We start from the raw sequence: 22,035 nt of genomic DNA on the forward strand, positions 1-22,035 counted from the left end.
GCGTCCAGTTCTTCCTTGACGCTCATCACCTCGCACTTTTGCACGAGCACGTTCTTCACGTACTGCTGGGTGACGGAGGAACCGCCGGAGACGTCGCCGCTCTCGTTGAGAGTCGACAGCGCCCCACGGATGGTGCCCTGCAGGTCAATGCCGCCGTGTTCGTAGAAGCGCGGGTCCTCACCGGCGACGACGGCGTCGCGCACGAACTGGCTGGTGGCCTGGAGCGGTACTTCGATGCGGTTCTGGTCGTAGAAGGAGGCCAGCGCATACGGGGTGCCGTCGTTCTGCACGGCGTAGATGGTGCTCACCTGGGAGAGCTCTTCGATGGCGAGGTAGTTCGGCAGGTTTTCGAAGGTGTTGATGGTGCTGCGCGTGGCAACCCCGGATATCGCGAGGGCGGGCGTGATCGCCACGGTGATCAACAGGCCGGCCACGGAGCTCATCGCGACGATTCCGATGAGGCCTCCGACGACGCCGGCGAATGATCTTCTGTAGTCCCCCATGGACGTGAGCCTATTCGAAGATTGCCTTTCGGCCCACTTGGCCCGCCCTCCAATGCCGGGGACGGGCATCCGGCTAGGCCGCGGTGAGGGTCAGCAGGGTCGCTTCGGGCGGGCAGGCGAAGCGCACCGGCGCGAAGATCGAGGTGCCCAAACCCGCGGAAACGTTGAGGTACGCGGTGCGCAGGCCCACGTTCCACAGGCTGAGCCCCTTCACCTGGCGGCGGGGAATATCACAATTCGTCACCAATGCGCCGAACTTGGGGATGCAGACCTGGCCGCCGTGGGTGTGCCCGGCCAGGATCAGCTGGGCGCCGTGGTTGACGAACGAGTTCAGCACCCGCTGGTACGGCGCGTGCACCACACCGACGGTGAGCGTGGAGCGGGCCGCGGCCGGCTGGCTGGGATCGGGCCAGGTTTCCTCGGCGAGCGGGTCGTTGCCGCGCATCTCATCGATCGCGCCGGTGATGAGGTCGAGCCGATCGCGGCGGATGTGCGGGTCGTCCACCCCGAAGATCTCCAGGTGGGTGCCGTTGATGTCCATCGACTCCGCGGCGTTGTTCAGGTCGGTCCAGCCCAGCTCGGCGAACACCCGGTGCAGGTCGTCGGTGTCGAGCTCCACATGACGCACCCGCAGGCTCGACGGGCCGGTGAAGTAGCGAAGCGGGTTCTTCGGCTGCGGGCCGAAGAAGTCGTTCGACCCGTTCACGAAGATGCCCGGGATGCCCGTGAACGGTTCGAGGGCGTACTCCACGCCCGCGATGCCGTCTTCGTGGCCGAGGTTGTCGCCGGTGTTGACCACCAGGTGCGGCTGCAGCCGGGCGAGGTCGCGCACCCAGTCCTGCTTGTCGCGCTGCCACGGCGCCATGTGCAGGTCGGAAAGGTGCAGCACCCGGATCGGTTCGGAGCCGGGGGCGAGCACTGGCACGGTTACCTCACGCAGGGTGAACCGGCGGCGCTCCACGAGCGACCCCCAGGCGAAGGCGCCCAGCCCGGCCGCGGTCACCGTGGCGGCCGAGGCCAGGAGGGCGCGGCCCACTCGTGCTGCGCTCATTCGTCGTTCCCCGCTCCGTTGTTGCCGTTGTTGTTCCCGTTGCCGTTGCCGTTGCCGTTGTTCGTGTCGGCGCCGGCTGCGTCGACCCTGCCCACGACCAGGGTGACGGTGCCGCCCGTTGTGGTCGGGACGCCGGAGACCGGGCTCATCGAGATGACTTCGCCGTCGGCGCCCTCGTCGGTGATGACCTGGTCGGTGGTCACCACGGTGAAGTCCGTGAGGGCCGCCTGGGCGTCCTCGATCGAGTCGCCCACCACATCCGGCAGCAACACCTGGTTGCCGCGGCTGGTGTACAGGGTGACGGTGGCGCCGACAGTGGCGGTGGTGCCGTTGCCCGGGTCGGTGCCGGCGGCGGTGCCCTCCGGCAGTTCGGAATCGACCATGCCGCCGTCGAGTACCTCGAAGCCGGCGCCTTCCAGCGCGTCGGTGGCCTCGTCGATGTCGTCCCCGCGGACGTCCGGCACGGACACCTGCGCGCCCTGGATGACGTTGTTGGTCGCCTCCTCGAAGTCGTCCCCGCCGTACTTGGCGTTGGCGACGCTCATGATGTCCGGCCACATGCGGTGCCGGGCCGTGGCGGCCTGGCCGCTGTCGAAGTAGGTCTGGCGCTGGTTGCGCTCGCCGGTGACGCTCACGACGCCCACGACGGTGGCGATGTTGCTGCTCGCGCCGCTCATCCAGGTGTCCTTGGCGAAGTCGGTGGTTCCGGTCTTACCGATCATCGGCACCTTGGGGAAGGTGTTGCCGTTCGACTGCACGGCGGATCCCTCGGTGAGCACCTTGCCCATGGCATAGGCCATGCCGGCGGCGACCGACGGCTCGACCGACTGGGTGCAGTTGGACTTGGGCGGGTCGATCTCGGTGCCGTCCGCCCCAACGATGCGGTCGATCGCGATGGCGGAGCAGGTCAGACCGTCGTTGGCGATGCCGGCGAAGGCCACGGCCATCGACAGCGGCGCGATCTCCTGGGTGCCGAGCACCGAGCTGGCGCCCTCTGACAGCTCACCGCCATCGGCCCGGGTCACCCCGAAGGACTCGGCGGTCTTCTTGATCTCACACAGGTCGAGTTTCTTGGCCATGCCGATGAAGCCGGTGTTGATGGAGTTGATGGTGGACTGCAGGGCGCTGTAGTTGGTGCCGCTCTCGTTGGCGTCATTCTTGGGGTTGAAGCCCGTGCCGTAGCTGACCGATCCGCTGTCCACGCAGGTGTCCTTGAAGGTGCCCCAGTTGGCCTTCCGGGCCGAGTCGACCCGCTCGTTGAGGGAGTGGCCCTCCTTCAACCATTCGGCCAGGGTGAAGACCTTGTAGGTGGAGCCGGGCTGGAACCCTGACGAACCGCCCTCGGTCTTGTTGGTGTTGTAGTTGATGCTGGTGTACTCCGGGCCCAGCGCGAGCACATCCGGGTCCTGGCTGTAGATCTTGTTCTGCGCCATCACGAGCACCCGGCCGGTGCCGACCTGCACGGTCGTGGCGACCCCGCCGACGTCCCAGGTCTCCCCGGTGTCTTCGTCCACGTAGGTCTCCGGCACGTTGTCGGAGATCGTCTGCTCGGCGGCGAACTGCAGTTCGAGGTCGAGGGTGGTGTAGATGTCGTAGCCGCCGCGACGGAAGTTGAGCATCCGGGTCTCTTCGTCTTCGCCGAAGGTCGGGTCGCTCTTGAGGATGTGGGTGACGTAGTCACAGAAGTAGGCGCTGCCGCCGGCGGTCTGGCATCCGGTGCTCGGCTCGGTGATGGTCGGCTCGATGACGGTGGCCACGGCCTCGTCGTACTGCTCCTGGGTGACCTTCTTGTACTTGAGCATCTCGCCCAGGATGTAGTCGCGGCGCTCCTTGTTGGCCTGGTAGGCGTTGGCGGCGCCGTTGGTTTCGCTGTTCGGCTTGTCGAGGCGGAACTTCTCCGGGTTGTTCACGATCGCGATCAGGCTGGCCGACTGCGCCAGGGTGAGGTTGGCCGCGGTGGTGTTGAAGTAGTAGTTCGCGGCGCTCTCGATGCCGTAGGTGCTGCCGCCGAACAGGGTGATGTTGAGGTAGCCCTGCAGGATCTCGTCCTTGCTGTAGGTCTTCTCCACCCCGATCGCGTACCGCATCTCGCGCAGCTTGCGGTCGGGGGAGGTCTCGGTGGCGTCGAGGTAGCAGGCGTCGAGTTCTTCCTCGTCGGTGAGCACCTCGCACTTCTGCACGAGAACGTTCTTCACGTACTGCTGGGTGATCGACGAGCCACCCTGGGTGCCGCCGCCGGTGATGGTGGAGAGGGCGCCGCGCACGGTGCCCTGGATGTCGACGCCGCCGTGCTGGAGGAAGCGCGGGTCTTCACCGGCCACCGCGGCATCCTGCACGAACTGGCTCATGCTCTCCAGCGGAACCTCGATGCGGTTCTGGTCGTAGAAGTTGGCCAGCGGGTACGGGTTGCCGTCGTTCTGCACGGCCCAGATGGTGCTCACCTGCGACAGCTGGTCGACCTTGAGGTAGTCGGGCAGGCTCTCGAACGCGTTGATGGTGTTCGTGGCAGTCATGCCGGTGATGGCTAGTGCGGGGGTGACACCGACGGTGACCAGCACACCCGCGACGGCGCTCATTCCAATGAAACCGAGGAGGCCGCCGAGCGCTCCACTAACCGTACGTTTTTTGGCAGACATACAATTGAGCGTAAGGGACAATTCTGAATAACAGCCTGAATCGGAGCCGCATGACTGCCTGGGAATACCTCACCACACCGCTGATGATCCACAACACCGCAGCGATCCTGAACAACTGGGGATCCGAAGGCTGGGAGCTCGTGCAGGTGGTCACCGGACCGGAGGGCGGCCTTGTCGCGTACCTGAAGCGTCCGGTCGCCGGCGCGCAGGGCGCCTGATCGTGTCGATGATCGAAGCTCGGCTGGCCGAGCTCGGCATCGAGCTGCCGTCGGTGGTTCCGCCGGTCGCGTCGTACGTTCCCGCGGTGGTGAGCGGTTCGATGGTGTTCACCTCCGGGCAGCTGCCCATGGTGGCCGGCTCACTGCCCGCCACGGGCAAGGTCGGTGACGGCGCCGGCCTGGTGCCCGCCGCGGATGCCCAGGGCTACGCCCGGCAGTGCGCGCTGAACGCGCTCGCCGCCGTCCAGAGCGTGATCGGGTCGCTGGACCGGATCACCCAGGTGGTCAAGGTCACCGGTTTCGTCGCCTCCGACCCGTCGTTCACCGGCCAGCCCGGTGTGGTCAACGGCGCATCCGACGTGCTCGGTGAGATCTTCGGCACCATCGGCGTGCACGCCCGCTCCGCCGTGGGTGTGTCGGTGCTGCCGCTGGACTCCCCGGTCGAGGTCGAGCTGATCGTCACCTTCGCCTAGTAAATCTCTCAGAAAAGCGCGTGGCGCGGCCGGTCCGCGGTCGCGCCACCCCGCTGGTCGAGCTTGTCCGCTGGTCGAGCTTGTCCGAGACCCCGTGACGTGCCTGCGTGTCGCGCCCCGTCCGCTCCGCCTAGGGGTGCGGATGACTGGCCGCGAACGCCTTGCCGGCCCGGTTCGCCAGCTTCTGGGCCGGCAGCTCCACCCAGCGGTACATCAGCTGGGCCAGCAGCAGGCTGAGCGGCAGCGACACCAGCGCGCCCGCCCACCAGTACTCCGGCCCGAACAGCTGCCCGAAGCTGACCACCACCGGGAAGTGCACGAGATACAGGCTGAAGCTGATGGCGCCGAGCCAGGCCAACAGCCGGCCGCTGAGCATCCGCTGCACGGGCGGCCACAGCGCCACGGTCGCCACGATGAGCGCCGCGCCCGGCACCCGTAGCGCCAGGGTCAGCTCGTTCCACGGTGCGGTGAGCACCGGCCGGAACAGCCAGTACGACACGAGCAGCACCGGCCCGAGCACCGCGATGCCCGCCCACACCAGGGTGCCGCCGCGGCTGGCGGCCAACCGCTGCGAGCGGGCCTGCAGCGTCTCGTGGTTGGCGGCGAGCAGCGCGCCCAGGCCGAACGCGGGCAGGTACATCAGCGGTTCGCTGCCGAGCAGGTAGCCGGCGGTCGATGCGGCGAGCAGCAGCGCCACCCAGGCGAGCGTCCACCGGCGGGAGGCGACGGCAAGGATCACGCCCACCGGCAGCAGCAGGGAGAACCACATCTCCCAGGCCAGCGACCAGAGCGGCGGGTTGACGTCGGGCCGGCCGGTGTAGCCCAGGATGCTGGCTTCGCGCAGCAGGTTGCCGATGCCCAGGTCGGGGCTGCCCTGCTTCGCCATCCAGGCGCCGCCCTCGCCGGTGCGCGGCACGAGCAGGATCCACGCGGCGGCCAGCGCCACCGAGACGACCACCGGGATGGCCAGCCGGATGATGCGGCGCGGGTAGTAGGCCAGCCAGTCGTACCCCTGCGGGGCGGTGGTGGTGGCCGCGGTGGGCGCACCCTCGACGGCCAGCGCCGGGGTGCTGGCGGACACGGCCGGGACGCCGGACGTCGGCTCAGCGGAGCCGGCAGCCGGAGCGGGGGCGCTCGCAGCCTGCTCCGGGGCAGGGCGGGGCGTCCACGGCCAGCGACGCAACGGCGTGAGCACGAGCACGAACCCGCTGAGCACGAAGAACACCAGCACGAACTCCGGGCCGGCGAAGAGGATCTTCAACGGCGACAGGGTGACCCACCAGCCGGTGGAGAAGATCGCCACGTTCTCGCTCGACGAGTATGCGGCCGAGACCGAGGGCGCGGTCATCGACACGTGGTGCACGAGCACGATAGCGGCCGCCACCCCGCGCAAGGCGTCGAGGGCGACGAGTCTGGTGCGGGGCTCCTCGCGTGACATTCGGCCTACCGTAAATGCCCTTCGTGAACGTTTCCTCAACGCCTGTCGGCGGTTCGCGCCCGCGCCCGCCGGTCGAGTCGCATCCGCGGACAAGGATTTAGTGAGTAAATTAGGACGCAATCGCCGCAAGGGTCCTTTTTTCCGCACTATCTCCTTGTTCGCGGTCGACGAGCGCGGGGGACGACCTGCGCCGGCCTCGGCTAGCGCATGCCGTCCGTGATAATCTGCATGATCGAGGTGTCGGCGAGGGTGGTGGTGTCACCGATCTCGCGGCCCTCGGCCACATCGCGCAGCAAGCGCCGCATGATCTTCCCCGAGCGGGTCTTGGGCAGCTCGCTCACGATGAAGATCTCCCGGGGCCGGGCGATCGCCCCGATCTGCAACGTCACATGCGCCCGCAGCACCGCGCTGATGTCGGCGTGGCTCACGGCATCCGTCTGGCTGAACTTGATGATCACGAACGCCACCACCGCCTGCCCGGTCGTCTCGTCGTGGGCGCCCACCACCGCGGCCTCGGCCACCGCGGGGTGTGCCACCAGCGACGACTCGATCTCCGCGGTCGACAACCGGTGGCCCGACACGTTCATCACGTCGTCCACCCGGCCGAGCAGCCAGATGTCGCCCTCCCGGTCGAGGCGGGCACCGTCGCCGGCGAAGTAGAGCGGGCCGTTCGGGGCGTCGGGCCATTTCTCCCAGTACGTCTCGATGAACCGGTCTGGGTCACCCCAGATGCCGCGCAGCATCGACGGCCAGGGTTCGGTCACCACGAGCAGGCCACCGTTGCCGTGCCCCACGTGGTGGCCGTCCTCGCCGAGCACGTCAATGGAAATGCCGGGGATGGCGACCTGCGCCGCGCCCGGCTTGACCACCGTGAGCCCGGGCAGCGCGGACACCATGATCGCGCCGGTCTCGGTCTGCCACCAGGTGTCCACGACCGGGGTGACGTGGTTGCCGATCACCTCGCGGTACCACATCCACGCTTCAGGGTTGATCGGCTCACCCACCGAACCGAGCAGCCGCAGGCTGGTCAGGTCGAACTTCTGCGGTTCCTGCCGGCCGATCTTCATGAACGTGCGGATGGCGGTGGGCGCGGTGTACAGGATGCTCACCTTGTACTTTTCGATGATCTCCCACCACCGGCCGGGGTGCGGGGTGTCGGGGGTGCCTTCGTAGAGCACCTGGGTGGCGCCGTTGGCGAGCGGCCCGTAGACCACGTAGGTGTGCCCGGTGATCCAGCCGACATCCGCCGTGCACCAGTAGACGTCCTTCTCCGGCTTGAGGTCGAAGACCTGCTTGTGGGTGAACGCCGCCTGGGTGAGGTAGCCGCCGCTGGTGTGCAGGATGCCCTTGGGCTTGCCGGTGGTGCCGGAGGTGTAGAGGATGAACAGCGGGTTCTCGGCCGGGAACGCCTGGGCCTCGTGCTCGTCGGAGACCGCGGCGAGTTCCTCGTGCCACCACTTGTCGCGCTCGTTCCACTCCACGTCGCCGCCGGTGCGTTCCACGACGAGCACGGTGCGCACCGAGGAGTCGCCGCTGGCCAGGGCCGCGTCGACGGCGGGCTTGAGCGGGGTGACGCGGCCCTTGCGGTAGCCGCCATCCGCGGTGATCACCACAACGGCTTCGGCGTCGTCGATGCGGGAGCGCAGGCTCTCGGCGCTGAAGCCGCCGAAGATGACCGAGTGCACCGCGCCGATGCGGGCCACGGCCAGCATCGCCACCACGGCCTCGGGGATCATCGGCAGGTAGATGGCCACCCGGTCGCCGGCCTGCACGCCCAGGCCGATCAGCACGTTCGCGGCCCGCTTGACCTCGCTGGTGAGCTGCGCGTAACTGATCGAGCGGGAGTCACCCGGTTCGCCCTCCCAGTGCAGGGCGATGCGGTCGCCGTCGCCGGCGAGGACGTGCCGGTCGAGGCAGTTGTACGCCACGTTGAGTTCGCCGTCGTCGAACCATTTCGCGAACGGTGGGTTGGTCCAATCCAGGGTGCGGGTGAACGGTTTGTGCCAGTGCAGCAGCTCGCGGGCCTGGTTCGCCCAGAAACCCAGGCGATCCTCTGCGGCCTGCTCATAGAGCGACTCGGTGGCCACGGACGCGGCGGCGAACTCCGGCGAGGGCGGGAACCGGCGGGATTCATGGAGGAGGTGGTCGATTTGCACGCTCATAGATGTCGCTCCTTTGCGATTGCAGGCAGTGTCGAGGGGCCGCGGCAGCCTCATTCCTGAACCATACACGGCGAAACAAGCCGGTTCGAGGATGTTCCATGGCGGAAGTAGAGTCGTTATTCTGCACCGAACATGATCGGAAAACATCGTCCAATAGCCGATTCTTTCCATGTCCTCATTTAGGGGGACCCAGGGGACTTGCGCATTAGATTTTCCCAAGTATGCTTATCAATGTCTGAACGAAAGTTTTGACCTGTGGTGCGTTTGGTTCCCCCCAATCAACGCGCTGCCGCGGCGGCACCTGTTCCCCCCAATAGGTGCCGCCCCCCCTCTTTTAACGGCACGATTCGCGTCTCTCAACGGCGCTCGTGTTTTCCTCGCACGGCTCGGGCACCCCCCGCCTCGAGCCGTGCACCCGCTTGATCCGCTGTACCGCATCACCGCTGTATTAGCCCCCTCCAGGCAGAACTGTTGCCCGGCCGGACAATTGCGCCCCGCACACCGGACGCAGAAGTCCGTCCGGGCAACAGTTGTCTCCGCCCGCGGATGTGCCCCTCCCACTGGTCGAGCTCGTCGAGACCCCGTGACCTGCCTGTGTGTCGCGCCCCTCGCCGGTCGGGCTCGACCGACGCATGGTCGCGATCCGCCCCCGCCGATTGCGTTCCGCCCGCCCCTCCTCCACACGCGCCGCCCTCGGGCCCCATCGCACCCATCCGGATGCCGCCACCACCGCCACCCGCCCCCGAGCTAGCGTGCCCGCATGCCCGAGCCCTTCGTCGCCGTCCCCTCCTATCTGCCGCATCCCGCCGACCCGGGGGAGCACCCCGAGCCGCCGCCGCCCGACCCGGCCCCGGCGCGCACCGACCTCTCCGCCCTCGGCCCGCTCGCCCGGTTCGCGCGCGACGCCGCCGTCACCGACCTCTTCGTGAACGGTGAAGCCGGCCTGTGGCTGGATGCCGGCGCCGGGTTGGTGCGCGCAACCGACTGGCACGACGACGAGACCGGCATCCGCGACCTGGCCGTGCGACTGATCGCGCTGGGCGGCCGGCACATCGACGAGGCCAGCCCGTGCGTGGACGTGCGGCTGGCCGATGGCATCCGGGTGCACGCCGTGCTGCCGCCGGTGTCGAGCACGGGCACGCTGCTCTCCATCCGGCTACCGCGGGTGCACCGCCTCAGCCTCGAGAACCTGCACGCCGGCGGCCTGTTCGGGGAGGGCGCTGCGGCCGACGACCAGGTCACCCGGCTGCGCGCCGCCGTGCACGGCCGGGAGAACCTGCTCGTGACCGGGGCCGCGGGCAGCGGCAAGACCACCCTGCTGGCCGCGCTGCTCGCCGAGGCCCCGCCGGCGGAGCGCATCGTCGTGATCGAGGACGTCGCCGAGCTGCACATCGACCACCCGCACGTGGTGGGCCTGGAGTCCCGGCAGGCGAACCTGGAGGGCGCCGGCCGGATCGGCCTGGACAGCCTGCTGCGCGAGGCCCTGCGGATGCGCCCCGACCGGCTGGTCCTCGGCGAGTGCCGCGGCGTGGAGATCCGCGAACTGCTCGCGGCCCTGAACACCGGCCACGACGGCGGCGCCGGCACCCTGCACGCCAACTCCCTGGCCGACGTGCCCGCCCGGCTCGAGGCGCTCGGCGCGCTCGCCGGAATGAGCGCCGCGGCCGTCGCCCGCCAGACGGTGAGCGCCATCAACCTGGTGCTGCACCTCGAACGCCACGGCGGTACCCGCCGGCTCGCGCAGGTGGGCCGGTTCGTGCTCGACCCTGCCGATCGGCTGAGCACGGTGCCCGCATGAGCCGGCCCGCCGAGATCCCGCCGATCGAGGAGGTCGCCCGGGTCGCCGAACGCCTCGCGGTGCTGCTCGCCGCCGGGGTGTCGCCGGTGTCGGCGTGGGACTACCTGCTGCCCACCCGGCCGCTCGAGCCGGCGCCGCTCGCGCCTGGCGGACCGATGCCCCTGGGCGCGCAGCCGAGCAAGCCGTGGGCCCGCCGCGCCCGGGCGCAGGCCGAGACCGAGCGGGAGCAGCGCAGCATCCTCGGCGCCGCCGCCCACGCCGCCCGTGCGGGCGACAACGTCGCCGACGCCATCGCCGATGCGACGAGCGGCCTCCCCGACCAGCTCGCGGACGCCTGGCGCGCCCTCGCCGCCGCCTGGGATGTGGCCACCCGCGCCGGAGCGCCCCTGTCCGGCTGTCTGCGCGATCTGGCCGCCGCGTTCCGGGAGCTCGGCCAGCTGCACCGTGACCTCACCGTGGCGCTCACCGGCCCGCGCGCCACCGCCCGGCTGGTGCTGGTGCTTCCTGTGGTGGCGCTGCTGTTCGGCTCTCTGATGGGCTTCGACACCCTGCGCACACTGCTGCTCACCGGTCCTGGCCTGGTCTGCCTGACCGCGGGCTCCGCGCTGATGTTCGCCGCCGCCCGCTGGAACCGCCGGCTGGTGCGGCACGCCCAGGCCGGCGGCCCCGCCCCGGGGCTCGAACTCGACCTCACCGCCATCGGCATGACCGGCGGCGGCTCCCTCGACGGCGCCCGTCGCACCGCCAGGCACAGCGCCGAACGCTTCGGCCTGCGCCCGCCCGGCGCCGCCGACACCACCACGGATGCCGTCATCGACCGGGTGCTCGCCCTCTCGGCCCGGGCCGGCGTGCCCGCCGCCGAACTGCTGCGCAGCGAGGCCGAGCAGCTGCGCCGGGACGCCCGCACCGCCGGCCGCCAACGCGCCGAAACCCTCGCCGTGACCCTGATGCTACCCCTCGGCGTCTGCGTGCTCCCCGCCTTCATGCTCGTGGGCGTCGCGCCGCTGCTGCTCAGCGTGCTCTCCGCCACCCTCACTTCCTTCGACTGACGCGCCCGCGCCGCCGTCCTGCCCCGTCGCGCGGTCGCCGCACCTCTGGTGGCTGAATGCGCCCCCTATAGCGGGCGCATCCAGCCAGAGGGGGTGCGGCGAAGCCAGAGGGGGTGCGGCGAAGCCAGCGGATGTCCGAGCCGCCGCCGACCATCCCGCCAAAACCAAACCTCACAGTGTGCTGTGCCCTGCCGGGGGCTGACAAGGGGCCTGACTTTTCGCGACTCACTCGTACGCAGTCGGAAACAATGGCGGCGCCACTTTTTCGCCTGAACCACGCTGGCCTTTCCAGCGAGTTCATGACGAAAGAGATCCGAGATGACGCAGATCGAGGCAGAGGGCGCACTCCGCGCGGTAGACATTCTGGAGCGCACACTGTCGGAGGAGTACCCGCAGATCGAGCTGTGGGCGGCATCGGCCGCCACCGTGGCCTACCGGCACGACGCGGCGACGACGCCGCGGAACGCCGAGCCCAATCCCGACGTGATCGGCCCCCTGGTGGCCTTCCCGACGAACGCCGAAGAGGTGCAGGCCATCGTGCGCGCCGCCGCCGCCCACGGGGTCACCGTGGTGCCCCGCGGCGCCGGGTCCGGCCTGGCCGGCGGCGCCAGCGCCACCGACCAGCAGCTCGTGATCACCACCGAACGGCTGAACCGCATCCTCGAGGTCTCGCCGCTCGACGAGGTCGCCGTCGTCGAACCCGGCGTGATCAACGCCGCCCTCAACGAGCACCTGGCACGGACCGGGCTGTTCTACGCCCCCGACCCGGCCAGCTTCGAAATCTCCTCGATCGGGGGCAATATCGCCACCAACGCCGGCGGGCTGCGCTGCGCGAAGTATGGCGTGACCCGGGAATCCGTGCTCGCCCTCGACGTGGTGCTCGCGGACGGCAGCCTCGTCAGCGTGGGGCACCGCTCGATCAAGGGCGTGACCGGGTTCGACCTCACGAGCCTGTTCGTCGGCTCGGAGGGCGTGCTGGGCATCGTCGTCAAGGCCACCCTGCGGCTGCGGCCGATCCCGGTGGCCCGCCAGACCCTCACGGCGTTCTTCGACAGCACCGTCGCCGGCGCCGAGGGCCTCGGCGCCATCACGCTGTCGCCGGTGCGGCCATCCGTCATCGAGTTCTTCGACACGGCCACCCTCACCAACATCGACGCGCACTCCGGCACCGGCCTGCGCGACCGCGGCGCCGCGCTGATCCTCATCGAGATCGACGGCTACGGCATCCACGAGCAGGCGGCCGACCTCACCGCCGCGCTCACCCGCGCCGGAGCCCGGGTCACCGTCGAACCCGACATCGACGCCGAGCAGCTGTGGGAGCTCCGCCGGCACGGCCGCGGTTTCCCCGCCGGGCACTGCTTCATCGGCGAGGACATCGCCGTGCCCAAATCCAACCTTCCCCGGGTGTATGCGGCCTTCGCCGCGCTCGAGGCGCGCTTCGGCGTGCACATCTCCGCGGTCGCGCACGCCGGCGACGGCAACCTGCACCCGCTGCTGACCATCGCGGCGGACGCCGGCGCCGACCAGTCGGTCGCGCCACCGGAGTTGCACGAGGCCGCGACCGAACTCGTGCGCATCGCCCTGGCCCTGGGCGGAACCGTGAGCGGCGAACACGGCATCGGCACCCTCAAACGCGACTGGGCCGCCCTCGAACTCACCGAACGCAATCTCGACATCCACCGGGCCCTCAAGGCCGCGCTCGACCCGACGCACACGCTCAACCCGGGCAAGGCCTTCTGACCCGCAGCCGGAAGTACCCCACCGGCACACCGCATCATCCCAAAGCACCGCACAGCCCCACCGCACCATCACCGCCCCCAGCACCCACATTCTCAATCGAAGGACGCCTCATGAAGAACCCCACCCCGCTCAGGCGGGTGCTCCGCGGCCTTGCGGTCGTCGTCGCCAGCACCGCCCTGCTGGCCGCGTGCGCCGGCTCGGCCGCCCCCGCGGCATCCGGCACCGGCACCGGCGAACCCGTCGAGGGAGGCGACCTGACGTTCCTCATCCAGGGCTACGACGGCGGCTGGGTCTCCAGCAAGAGCTCGATCTCCAGCTACGAGGGCAACCTCTGGGGCGAGATCACCGACAAGCTCGTCTACGCCGACGAGGCCGGGGAGCTCAGCCCCTGGATCGCCGAGAGCTGGGAGGAGCTGAACGGCGCCACCGAGTTCGTCCTCAACCTCAAGGAGGGTGTGACCTTCTCCGACGGCAGCCCGCTCGACGCCGCCGCCGTGGTCGCCAACCTCGACCTGTGGGCCAAGGGCAACCCCGACCTGGGCATCCCCAAGGTCGGCCTGTTCCCCGGCAGCAACTACGACCGGGCCGAGGCCACCGACAGCAGCACCGTGCACGTGTACTTCAGCTCCCCGGCGCTGGGCTTCATCCCCACCCTGGGCTACCACGGCACGATCCTGCTCTCCCCGGAGACCCTCGCCCTGCCGCTGGAGGAGCAGGCCGACCTGACCAACCAGATCGGCAGCGGCCCGTTCACCGTGAAGTCCTGGGAACAGGGTGACAGCTACGTGCTTCAGAAGCGCGCCGACTACGAATGGGGCCCGGAGGCGCTCGGCCACACCGGCCCCGCCTACCTCGACACGATCACCTACAAGGTGATCAAGGACACCGCGGTGCGCACGTCCACCGTCGTGTCCGGGCAGGCGGATGTGGCGTTCAACATCGAGCCGCAGGAGATCGAGTCCCTCAAAGCCCAGGGCTTCGGCGTCGCCACCCCGCGCTATCTCGGCTTCACCGACGGGTTCCAGGTGAACACCAGCATCTTCCCCACCAACGACGTCGCGGTGCGCCAGGCCATCCAGAGCGGCATCGACCGGCAGGAGATCCTCGATACCGTCTACACGGAGGACTGGACAGCGGCGACCTCGTTCCTGCAGGGCAACGTGCCCGAGACCGGCGACTACTCCGACCTTCTCGCCTACGACCCGGAGGCATCCGAGCAGCTGCTCGATGACGCCGGCTGGACGGTGGGAGCCGATGGGTACCGCGTCAAGGACGGCCAGACGCTCGAGTTCACCCTCTCGCCCAATCCGTACGTGCCGTCCACCCAGGCCGAGGACGAGCTGATCGCCCAGCAGCTGAAGACCATCGGCATCAAGGTCAACCTCAAGGTGGTGGATGTCTCCGGTTACGCCGCCATCCAGGCCGACAAGCCGCCGCTGTTCCAGACCTCGCGCAGCTTCGTCGACGTCGGCACCGTCGCGGGCGTGCTGACCAGCCAGAACGGCGGGGAGGACTGGTGGAAGCTCGGCACCAGCGACGAGAAGCTCAACGAACTGTCCACCGGAATCGCCACCGCCTCCGACCGGGAGTCCCGCGCGGTCCTCGCCGACGACCTGCAGCAGTACGTGCTCGAACAGGGCTACTCCATCCCCACCGTGCAGCTCGTGCAGCGGCTCTACCTGACCAACCCGAAGCTGCAGGGTGTGAGCTTCAACGGACTGGCCTACGCGAACTTCTACACCGCGTGGTTCTCCGAATGACCGGTCGCTATGGGCGGTACGCACTCCTGCGTGCCGCCCAGGCGGTCATCGTGATCCTGCTGGCCTACGTGCTGACGTTCCTCGTCATCAGCGTGCTGCCGGGGGACCCGATCACCAACACCCTGCGGGACCCGCAGAACGGGCTCAGCGAGGACGAGATCCAGCAGATCGTCGCCCACTACGGGCTCGACAAGCAGGCGATCATCCAGCTGTTCCTCTCCCTGGGCCGGTTCGTCACCGGCGACCTCGGCTTCTCCCTGCAGTCCAACCTGCCGGTGGCGCAACTGCTCGGCGATTCGCTGCCCTCCACCCTCGCCCTGGCGGGCACCGCGCTGCTGCTGGCGGTCGTGTTCGCCGTCGTCATCGCCTACGGCGCCCAGTACCTGCCGGGCAGGGTGGCCCCCGGGCTGCTGCGCTCGGTGCCGTCGCTGTTCCTCTCCGTGCCCAACTTCGTGATCGGGCTGGTGCTGATCGAACTGTTCGCGTTCCGGCTGCACGCGTTCACCATCATCGACCCGGACAGCGCCGTCGCGACCTTCTTCGCGGCGCTCACCCTGGCCATCCCGGTGTCGGCGCCGCTGGCGGAGATCCTGATCGCCAATCTCGACCACGAGTCGCGTCAGGAATACGTGCTCGTGGCCCGGTCGCGCGGGCTGACGAAAACCCGACTCTTCGCCCGGCACCTGGTCAAACCGTCGATGCTGCCCGCCGTGGCGATGGTGGCGTTGATCGTCGGGGAACTGCTCGGCGGCGCCGTGATCACCGAGACGATCTTCGGCCGGGACGGCATCGGCACGCTGGTGCAGAAGGCCGTCACCAGCCAGGACGTGCCGGTGCTCCAGGCGGTGGTGTCCCTCGCCGCGGTGGTGTTCGTCGTGGTGAACCTGGCCGCCGACCTGGTGTCACCGCTGCTCGACCCGCGGCTGCAACCCGACCGGGCCGCGGCCCGCACCGAACCGGGCGTGGTGGTTCCGGCATGACCGCGAACCTGGCCCTCCTCCGCCCCACCGGCATCCCGCGCGCCGTGCGCCGCGCCGCGACCGGCGTGCCGCCCACCGTGCTGCTCGCCGCGCTGGTGCTCGTCGGCGTGCTGCTCTGGTCGGTCGCGCCGGGAGTGTTCACGTCGTTCGACCCGGTCACCGGCAACACCGCCGAGAAACTGCTCGCCCCCAGCGCCGCGCACTGGTTCGGCACCGACTACCTCGGCCGGGACCTGTTCGCCCGGGTGGTCTACGGCACCGCCTCGTCGGTGACCAGCGCCCTCGTCGCGGTGCTGATCGGGCTCGTGCTCGGCAGCGCCATCGGCTTGGCCAGCGGGTTCCTCCGCGGCTGGGTCGACACGGTCCTCGGCCGCGTCGTCGACGTGCTCCTGGCGATCCCCGGTTTCCTGCTCGCCGTCGTCATCGTCAGTTCGCTCGGCTTCCAGACCATCAACGCCGCGATCGCCACGGGCGTGTCCGCGATCGCGGTCTTCGCCCGGCTGATGCGGGCCGAGACCCTCCGGGCGCGCGGCTCCGTGTTCGTGGAGGCGTCCTACCTGCAGGGCGGCAACCGCCTGCACGCGTTGCTGCGCCACGTGCTGCCCAACGCCTACCGCTCCGTGGTGGCGCTGGCCGTGTTGCAGTTCGGCACCTCGATCCTGGTGATCGCCTCCCTCGCCTTCCTCGGCTACGGGGACCCGCCCCCCGCGTCGGACTGGGGCCTCCTGGTTGCCTCGGGCAAGGCCTACGCGACGGCCCCGTGGCTCGTCTACGCGCCGGCGCTTGTCATCGTCGCCACCGTTCTGTCCGTGAACCGCATCAGCAACTGGATGAGGAAAGCCAAATGACCGCGATCGCCCCGCACCCACTGAAACCGTTTCTGACCGGCAGCTCGACCCTGCTCAGCGTGGACGGCCTGTCCGTCGCCTACGGCGACACCACCGTCGTGCACGACGTGAGCTTCACGCTGGGCCGGGGCGAGAGCCTCGCGCTGATCGGCGAGTCCGGCTCCGGCAAGTCCACCATCGCCAAGTCGGTGCTGCGCCTGCTGCCGCACGGCGAGACGTCGGTGACCGGGCGCATCCGCCTGGGCGGCCGGGACCTGCTCGCCCTGCCCGAGAAGCAGTTCCGACCGCTGCGCGGGCGCACCCTGGGCTACATCCCGCAGGACCCGTCCGCGGCGCTGAACCCGGTGCGCACCATCGGATCCCAGGCGCACGAGGCCGCCGCCCTCACCGGCGAGCGGGATGCCGACAAGCGCCGGGCGCTGATCCTGGCCGTGTTCGACACGGTGGGCCTGCCCGACCCGGTGCGGGTCTACAACTCCTACCCGCACCAGCTCTCCGGCGGCATGCTGCAGCGGGTGCTGATCGGCCTGACCGTGCTGCCGCGCCCGGCGCTGATCGTGGCGGATGAGCCGACATCCGCTCTCGATGTCACCATCCAGAAGCTCATTCTCGACCTGCTCACCGACCTGCGCCAGGAGCACGGCATCAGCCTGCTCCTGATCACCCACGACCTCGCGATCGCGGCGGAACGCACGGAGTCGCTGGTGGTGCTCAAGGACGGCGTGGTGCACGAGAGCGGCTCGTCCGCGCGGGTGTTCGCCGACCCGCGCTCCGACTACGCCCGCACCCTGCAGGCGGATGTGCCCGCGCTGAACCCGGATCGCTACTGCAGCCAGCGGGCGGCGGAGGCGCAACCGGCCGAGACGTCGGGTCGCGCCCAGATCGAGGTCCGCAACGTGTCCAAGCGCTTCCGGGTGGGCGGCACCGAGATCGCCGCCGTCGACGGGGTGTCCTTCGCCGTGGGCCGCGGCAAGACGCACGCGCTCGTCGGCGAGTCCGGCTCGGGCAAGACCACCGCGGTGCGGTTGCTGCTGGGCCTTGAGCAGCCCGACTCCGGTGAGATCGCGGTGGCCGGCGAGACCGTTCACGGCACCTCCCGCGCCGAACTGCGCACGCTGCGGCGGCACTTGCAGCTGGTCTACCAGAACCCGTTCACCTCCCTCGACCCCACCTGGCGGGTGCGCCGCATCGTGCGGGAGCCACTGGACCGGTTCCGAATCGGCGCACAGGCCGACCGCGCTCAACGGGTGCGGGAGGCCATTGCGGCCGTGGGCCTGCCCGAATCCGCCCTGTCCCGCCGCCCGACGAACCTGTCCGGCGGCCAACGGCAACGCGTCGCGATCGCCCGGGCGCTGGTCTCCCGGCCCGACGTGCTGGTGCTCGACGAGCCGACCAGCGCCCTGGACGTGACCGTGCAGGCCGACATCCTCGAACTGCTCGCCCGGCTGCAACGCGAACTCGGGCTCACCTACCTGGTGGTCTCGCACGACCTCGCGCTGGTGCGCCAGATCGCCGACACCGTCTCGGTGCTGCAGCGCGGCCGGGTGGTCGAGGACGGCGCGGTCGAGCAGATCTTCGCCCGGCCGCAACATCCGTATACCCGGGCCCTGCTCGACGCCATCCCGCAACCGACCGGTTTGCCCCGGCCGGCGCTCGGCCAGCGCACGCCCGGCCGGCCGACGCTCGGCCAACCCGCCCAGCCCCTGTTCACCCACTGAAGGAATCGACCCTCATGAGCCTCACCACCACCGCGCCCGCCCGGCGCCCCGCCCTCATCACCGGTTTCACCGCGCCGAAGGGGTTCGGCGACGCCACCCTGCGCGACCGCCGCGCCGACGCCATCGAACTGCTCGGCGGCATCCCCGACCCGCAGCTGCTGCCGGCTCTCGAACTGGCGGATGCGACGGCCCGGGTGCTGGCCCGGCCGGGCGTGCCCGCGCTGCAATACTCGCGCACCGAAGGCATCTCCCCGCTGCGGGAGTGGATCGCGGCGCGGGAGGGAGTGCCGGTGGAGCGGATCATCATCACCAACGGCGGCTTCCACGGGCTGTCGCTGGGGATCCAGACGGTCCTCGAACGCGGCGACCTGGTCGCGGTGGACAACCCGGTCTTCCCGCTGTTCCTCCGCGGCCTCGAGCTCTCCGCCGCGCAGATCCTGCCCATCCGCGTCGGCGCCGACGGCCTCGACATCGACCAGCTCGCCGGCCATCTCCGGGCCGGCGCCCACCCGGCGGCGCTCTACACGGTGCCCGACTTCCACAACCCGACCCAAGGCACCCTGCCGGCCGGGGCCCGCGCCGAGCTGGTGCGGCTGGCCGAGCACTACGGGTTCACGGTCTTCGCCGACAACCCGTACCGCGAGCTCTGGTACCAGGGCGGGCCGGAGAGCACGAGCGTCTTCAACGAGTCGGACCGGGTCATCCACATCAACACCTTCACGAAGACCCTCGGGCCGGGCCTGCGCCTGGGCTGGGTGGTGGTACCGGCCCAGTTGGCGCCGGACATCGTGGCGCTGCGCAGCCGCCAGGACTCGCACAGCTCCACCCTCGTGCAGGCGATCGTCGGCGAGCTGCTCACCCACGACCCCGGCCTGTTCGACACGACGCTGGGCCGCGCCCGCCGGGTGTACCGCGGCCGCGCCGAGACCCTCGTGGCCGCGCTGGAACGCGAGGCGCCCGGCGCGTTCGACGCGACCGTGCCCGACGGCGGCCTGTTCCTCTGGCCGCGGCTGACCGACGATGCTCTCGACGCCGACCGGCTCGCCGCGGATGCCAGCGCCGAAGGCATCGAGTACCAGCGCGGCTCGTTCTTCCCGTCCGGACCCGGCACCGATGCCGCCCGGCACCTGCGACTGGCCTACGGGCACGTGCCCGAAGCGCAGCTCGACGAGGCGGCCGCGCGGCTGGGCCGGGCGCTGCGCAAGCAGACCGGGCTCTAGGCATCCACTCGTCGTCGCGGTCGTGTGGTTGCTTCACCGCCGTGAGGTCGGCTCAGGGCCGCTCGCGTGAGGTCGACGGGCACGGTCAGGCACGCCTCAGTGCCGGCCCGGCGAGACGAGGTCAGGTGCTGCTCGGCGGCGCAAACCGAGGTGGTGCGGAGGCCGGAACGATGCGCAGGGTGTGCTGGTGGGTGACCGCGTCGGTCATACCGAAGCTGCCGCCGTACTTGTGCACATAGGCCCCGTCGATCTCCGCGTGCACGGGATCGATCGGGTCGACGTGCGAGAAGACCGCCGGCCATTCCTGATGCTCGACGCGAATGATCCCGCCCCGGGCGGCCCTGGCCCGGGGGAGCCACGTGCTCACCCCGCCGTACCCCGCACCCGAGCGCACGTACACATCGGCGCCGACCCGCACCATCCACACGGTCACGAACGGGCGGATGCTGCCATCCGGCCGCCGGGACGCGATCTGCAGCTCGGGCGCGCGATCGACGAGGTCGAGCTCCCCGGCCGACCACGGTCGAGTGGTGTCGCTCATCCGCGTCCCTCCTCGCTGCACGGTGCTGCTCTCCTCCACAGTCTGCCGTTTCCCCCGACTGTGCACCGACGTGCCGCCGCTGCCTCTGCGCCGGCCGGCGCCGGCACAGGCTGGCTGCACTCCAGCCGTCTCGACCGCGTCTTGTGCGCGAAAGGGGATCCATCATGACCACACTGACCAGCCCGCCCGCTCCATCGACCGAGCCCGATTCAGCCGATGAGGCCGACACCGCCACCGCCACCGGGAACGCCCGACCCGCCGCAGATGCCGCCGGGTCGCGGCATCGCCCCAGCGCGGGGACCGGGGTGCGCAACGGCCTCGTGCGCACCCGCACCGTTCGGTCCAATTCCCGGCGGGCCCTGTTGCGGATGAGGAACGACCGTGGCGCGGCCACGGCCGAGTACATCGTCGCGACCATGGCCGCGGTGGGGTTCGCCGGGCTGCTCATCGTGATCCTGCGGGGCGATGAGGTGCGCGGCATCCTCACGGAACTGGTGCGCAGTGCACTCACCGTCGGCTGACCGGATGCGCCACGGCGCCGGCGATCGCGGAAGTGTCACCGCCGAGTTCGCCGCCGCGCTACCCGCCGTCCTCGTGGTGCTGGCCTGTTGCTTGGGCGCCGTGCAGGTGGTGGGTCAGCAGGTTCGCATCACGGATGCCGCCGCCGACGTGGCTCGGTTGCTCGCCCGCGGTGACAGTGCCGGACCGGCCGCCGGGCTGCTGGCCGCGGCCGGTCCCGGTACCTCGCTCGCCGAGGAGCGGCAGGGCGAGTTCGTCTGCGCCCGGCTCAGCGCGCCGAGCGCCTTCGCCCCGTTCGCCGCCGCCGGCCTCTCCCTGGGAGCCCGCTCCTGTGCTCTCGCCAGCGACTTGGAGGGCGCCGGGCCGTGATCGGCTCGCGCCGTATCGTCGCCAGCTCGCGCCGGGCCGTGACGGGGGACCGCGGCGCAGGTTCGGTGCTCGTCGTGGCGCTGCTCGGCGCGGTGTTCACAATGACCGCGGTGCTCATCCCGGTGCTGGCGCTGCTGCCGGCCAATCAGGCCGTGCAGGGTGCGGCGGATGCGGCAGCGCTCGCCGCAGCGGACACCGCCTCCGGCCTCCAACCCGGCGTGCCGTGCGACACCGCGGGCCGGGCGGCCGAACTCAACGGCGCGCGCCTGGGCGCATGCACGGTCGACGGCTTGATCGCCACGGTCACCGTGTCCCGCACTGCGGGTCTGCTCACGATCCAGTCCAGCGCCCGGGCGGGGCCGGCGCCTTGACCGCGTGCGCAAGCGGCCCGCTGCCGGTTCCGAACGGCGGACAGAACGCGACGGCCAGCAGGAGTGGCGGTCATGAGGTCATCGCCAGCGATCGCAACTGAACGACGGCGTTACCGCCTCCCGAACGCTCTGGAGCGTGCCTGCAGGTACTGCCGGCTAGCTGGTGGCCGGGGGAGCGTCGAAGAGCGCCTCGAGGTAGCGGTAGTCCACGGCGGACGGTTTGTCGGGGTGCTCCACGGAGTCGAACTCGAGGCCGGCGCTGCGGGCGTACAAGTAGCGCTTGCCCTTGTCTGCCGGGATCTCGAGCCGCGGGCGCGGATCACCGGATTCGAGGAACTCGGTGGTGACGGTCTTGCCTTCTAGAGGGCCGTCCGTGAGTTTCGCGGTGTACGTGCCCTGCGCTGGTGTACCCATACCTCTATTGTGCGACTGCGGGCGAAGGAGGCAACCCCCAATCCCGAAGCGAGCCGCCTCGGACGGTGTTCGGCCGCATGTGCAAACGGGCAGGGTCACAGAAGATCCACCCCGCCGACACGCCTTGCGACGCCCCGAACTGGCGCTACCGTTGAAGTGATCGGGGGCACTTCCACGCGGGCTCGATAGGGGCACACTCGATTCCTGTGTGTATGGTGTGGCTTGGT

Annotated in this window: 20 protein-coding genes; 13 read left to right on the forward strand and 7 right to left on the reverse strand. The window is 70.0% G+C overall.

The window, feature by feature from the left end; translation table 11 throughout:
• From JWP54_RS04090 to JWP54_RS04100, 3 genes are all read right to left on the reverse strand, one after another.
• Positions 1-503: transglycosylase domain-containing protein (locus tag JWP54_RS04090; protein ID WP_297367653.1), on the reverse strand; the 503-nt coding region annotated here is incomplete at its 3' end.
• A 73-nt stretch (positions 504-576) separates the two neighbouring features.
• On the reverse strand, positions 577-1,554 hold the full coding sequence (locus JWP54_RS04095; protein ID WP_297367655.1) for a metallophosphoesterase: 978 nt from the start codon (positions 1,552-1,554) through the stop codon (positions 577-579).
• Positions 1,551-4,130: a transglycosylase domain-containing protein gene (locus JWP54_RS04100; RefSeq protein WP_297367658.1), complete on the reverse strand. Its 2,580-nt coding sequence runs from the start codon at positions 4,128-4,130 to the stop codon at positions 1,551-1,553. Before JWP54_RS04100 ends, JWP54_RS04095 begins: the two co-directional genes overlap by 4 nt.
• A 110-nt stretch (positions 4,131-4,240) precedes the next feature.
• On the opposite strand from JWP54_RS04100, the gene JWP54_RS04105 reads away from it, so the two are divergent.
• Positions 4,241-4,408 (forward strand): hypothetical protein, encoded by a 168-nt coding sequence (locus JWP54_RS04105; protein ID WP_297367661.1) that lies wholly within the window; start codon positions 4,241-4,243, stop codon positions 4,406-4,408.
• Positions 4,409-4,416: 8 nt separating this feature from the next.
• Positions 4,417-4,881: a RidA family protein gene (locus JWP54_RS04110; protein ID WP_297367921.1), complete on the forward strand. Its 465-nt coding sequence runs from the start codon at positions 4,417-4,419 to the stop codon at positions 4,879-4,881.
• 130 nt (positions 4,882-5,011) lie between these two features.
• Here JWP54_RS04110 and JWP54_RS04115 read toward each other — a convergent pair whose 3' ends face one another.
• Together JWP54_RS04115 and acs are read right to left on the reverse strand one after the other, a co-directional pair.
• Positions 5,012-6,319 (reverse strand): acyltransferase, encoded by a 1,308-nt coding sequence (locus JWP54_RS04115; RefSeq protein ID WP_297367663.1) that lies wholly within the window; start codon positions 6,317-6,319, stop codon positions 5,012-5,014.
• A 200-nt stretch (positions 6,320-6,519) separates the two neighbouring features.
• On the reverse strand, positions 6,520-8,481 hold the full coding sequence (gene acs / locus JWP54_RS04120) for an acetate--CoA ligase (protein ID WP_297367665.1): 1,962 nt from the start codon (positions 8,479-8,481) through the stop codon (positions 6,520-6,522).
• A 760-nt stretch (positions 8,482-9,241) separates the two neighbouring features.
• Here acs and JWP54_RS04125 point away from each other — a divergent pair.
• The 8 genes from JWP54_RS04125 (at position 9,242) to JWP54_RS04160 (ending at position 19,594) form a co-directional block, all read left to right on the forward strand.
• Positions 9,242-10,279: a TadA family conjugal transfer-associated ATPase gene (locus tag JWP54_RS04125; RefSeq protein ID WP_297367667.1), complete on the forward strand. Its 1,038-nt coding sequence runs from the start codon at positions 9,242-9,244 to the stop codon at positions 10,277-10,279.
• Positions 10,276-11,328 (forward strand): type II secretion system F family protein, encoded by a 1,053-nt coding sequence (locus JWP54_RS04130; protein ID WP_297367669.1) that lies wholly within the window; start codon positions 10,276-10,278, stop codon positions 11,326-11,328. Before JWP54_RS04125 ends, JWP54_RS04130 begins: the two co-directional genes overlap by 4 nt.
• A gap of 318 nt (positions 11,329-11,646) precedes the next feature.
• Positions 11,647-13,068 (forward strand): FAD-linked oxidase C-terminal domain-containing protein, encoded by a 1,422-nt coding sequence (locus tag JWP54_RS04135; protein ID WP_297367671.1) that lies wholly within the window; start codon positions 11,647-11,649, stop codon positions 13,066-13,068.
• Between the two features lie 110 nt (positions 13,069-13,178).
• On the forward strand, positions 13,179-14,828 hold the full coding sequence (locus JWP54_RS04140) for an ABC transporter substrate-binding protein (RefSeq protein ID WP_297367674.1): 1,650 nt from the start codon (positions 13,179-13,181) through the stop codon (positions 14,826-14,828).
• Positions 14,825-15,808: an ABC transporter permease gene (locus JWP54_RS04145; protein WP_297367677.1), complete on the forward strand. Its 984-nt coding sequence runs from the start codon at positions 14,825-14,827 to the stop codon at positions 15,806-15,808. Before JWP54_RS04140 ends, JWP54_RS04145 begins: the two co-directional genes overlap by 4 nt.
• Positions 15,805-16,656, forward strand: a complete 852-nt coding sequence (locus JWP54_RS04150; RefSeq protein WP_297367680.1) for an ABC transporter permease — start codon at positions 15,805-15,807, stop codon at positions 16,654-16,656. The genes JWP54_RS04145 and JWP54_RS04150 overlap by 4 nt, the downstream gene beginning before the upstream one ends.
• The gene (locus JWP54_RS04155) at positions 16,653-18,374 is read left to right on the forward strand and encodes an ABC transporter ATP-binding protein (protein ID WP_297367683.1); all 1,722 of its coding nucleotides are present in this window, start codon (positions 16,653-16,655) and stop codon (positions 18,372-18,374) included. Before JWP54_RS04150 ends, JWP54_RS04155 begins: the two co-directional genes overlap by 4 nt.
• Before the next feature lie 14 nt (positions 18,375-18,388).
• A complete protein-coding gene (locus JWP54_RS04160) occupies positions 18,389-19,594 on the forward strand; it encodes a PLP-dependent aminotransferase family protein (protein ID WP_297367686.1) in 1,206 nt (401 codons plus the stop codon).
• A gap of 121 nt (positions 19,595-19,715) precedes the next feature.
• Here the strand turns inward: JWP54_RS04160 and JWP54_RS04165 are convergent, their stop codons facing one another.
• Positions 19,716-20,135, reverse strand: coding sequence for a DUF2255 family protein (locus JWP54_RS04165; RefSeq protein ID WP_297367689.1), 420 nt, complete (start codon positions 20,133-20,135; stop codon positions 19,716-19,718).
• 164 nt (positions 20,136-20,299) lie between these two features.
• On the opposite strand from JWP54_RS04165, the gene JWP54_RS04170 reads away from it, so the two are divergent.
• Genes JWP54_RS04170 through JWP54_RS04180 form a run of 3 tightly spaced genes read left to right on the forward strand, consistent with a single transcriptional unit; the run spans position 20,300 to position 21,394 of the window.
• Positions 20,300-20,656 (forward strand): DUF4244 domain-containing protein, encoded by a 357-nt coding sequence (locus JWP54_RS04170; protein WP_297367692.1) that lies wholly within the window; start codon positions 20,300-20,302, stop codon positions 20,654-20,656.
• A gap of 4 nt (positions 20,657-20,660) precedes the next feature.
• Positions 20,661-21,023, forward strand: coding sequence for a TadE family type IV pilus minor pilin (locus JWP54_RS04175; protein WP_297367695.1), 363 nt, complete (start codon positions 20,661-20,663; stop codon positions 21,021-21,023).
• On the forward strand, positions 21,020-21,394 hold the full coding sequence (locus JWP54_RS04180) for an Rv3654c family TadE-like protein (protein ID WP_297367698.1): 375 nt from the start codon (positions 21,020-21,022) through the stop codon (positions 21,392-21,394). Before JWP54_RS04175 ends, JWP54_RS04180 begins: the two co-directional genes overlap by 4 nt.
• Before the next feature lie 156 nt (positions 21,395-21,550).
• On the opposite strand, the gene JWP54_RS04185 is transcribed toward JWP54_RS04180, so the two are convergent.
• A complete protein-coding gene (locus JWP54_RS04185; RefSeq protein WP_297367700.1) occupies positions 21,551-21,808 on the reverse strand; it encodes a hypothetical protein in 258 nt (85 codons plus the stop codon).
• Between the last annotated feature and the right edge of the window lie 227 nt (positions 21,809-22,035).

Source organism: Cryobacterium sp. (assembly GCF_025463825.1).
GTDB lineage: Bacteria > Actinomycetota > Actinomycetes > Actinomycetales > Microbacteriaceae > Cryobacterium.

Coding starts and splice junctions, on each gene's coding strand:
- JWP54_RS04095 (WP_297367655.1), bottom strand. CDS start 1,554: ATGAGCGCAGCACGAGTGGGCCGCGCCCTCCTGGCCTCGGCCGCCACG.
- JWP54_RS04100 (WP_297367658.1), bottom strand. CDS start 4,130: ATGAGCGCCGTCGCGGGTGTGCTGGTCACCGTCGGTGTCACCCCCGCA.
- JWP54_RS04105 (WP_297367661.1), top strand. CDS start 4,241: ATGACTGCCTGGGAATACCTCACCACACCGCTGATGATCCACAACACC.
- JWP54_RS04110 (WP_297367921.1), top strand. CDS start 4,417: ATGATCGAAGCTCGGCTGGCCGAGCTCGGCATCGAGCTGCCGTCGGTG.
- JWP54_RS04115 (WP_297367663.1), bottom strand. CDS start 6,319: ATGTCACGCGAGGAGCCCCGCACCAGACTCGTCGCCCTCGACGCCTTG.
- acs (WP_297367665.1), bottom strand. CDS start 8,481: ATGAGCGTGCAAATCGACCACCTCCTCCATGAATCCCGCCGGTTCCCG.
- JWP54_RS04125 (WP_297367667.1), top strand. CDS start 9,242: ATGCCCGAGCCCTTCGTCGCCGTCCCCTCCTATCTGCCGCATCCCGCC.
- JWP54_RS04130 (WP_297367669.1), top strand. CDS start 10,276: ATGAGCCGGCCCGCCGAGATCCCGCCGATCGAGGAGGTCGCCCGGGTC.
- JWP54_RS04135 (WP_297367671.1), top strand. CDS start 11,647: ATGACGCAGATCGAGGCAGAGGGCGCACTCCGCGCGGTAGACATTCTG.
- JWP54_RS04140 (WP_297367674.1), top strand. CDS start 13,179: ATGAAGAACCCCACCCCGCTCAGGCGGGTGCTCCGCGGCCTTGCGGTC.
- JWP54_RS04145 (WP_297367677.1), top strand. CDS start 14,825: ATGACCGGTCGCTATGGGCGGTACGCACTCCTGCGTGCCGCCCAGGCG.
- JWP54_RS04150 (WP_297367680.1), top strand. CDS start 15,805: ATGACCGCGAACCTGGCCCTCCTCCGCCCCACCGGCATCCCGCGCGCC.
- JWP54_RS04155 (WP_297367683.1), top strand. CDS start 16,653: ATGACCGCGATCGCCCCGCACCCACTGAAACCGTTTCTGACCGGCAGC.
- JWP54_RS04160 (WP_297367686.1), top strand. CDS start 18,389: ATGAGCCTCACCACCACCGCGCCCGCCCGGCGCCCCGCCCTCATCACC.
- JWP54_RS04165 (WP_297367689.1), bottom strand. CDS start 20,135: ATGAGCGACACCACTCGACCGTGGTCGGCCGGGGAGCTCGACCTCGTC.
- JWP54_RS04170 (WP_297367692.1), top strand. CDS start 20,300: ATGACCACACTGACCAGCCCGCCCGCTCCATCGACCGAGCCCGATTCA.
- JWP54_RS04175 (WP_297367695.1), top strand. CDS start 20,661: ATGCGCCACGGCGCCGGCGATCGCGGAAGTGTCACCGCCGAGTTCGCC.
- JWP54_RS04185 (WP_297367700.1), bottom strand. CDS start 21,808: ATGGGTACACCAGCGCAGGGCACGTACACCGCGAAACTCACGGACGGC.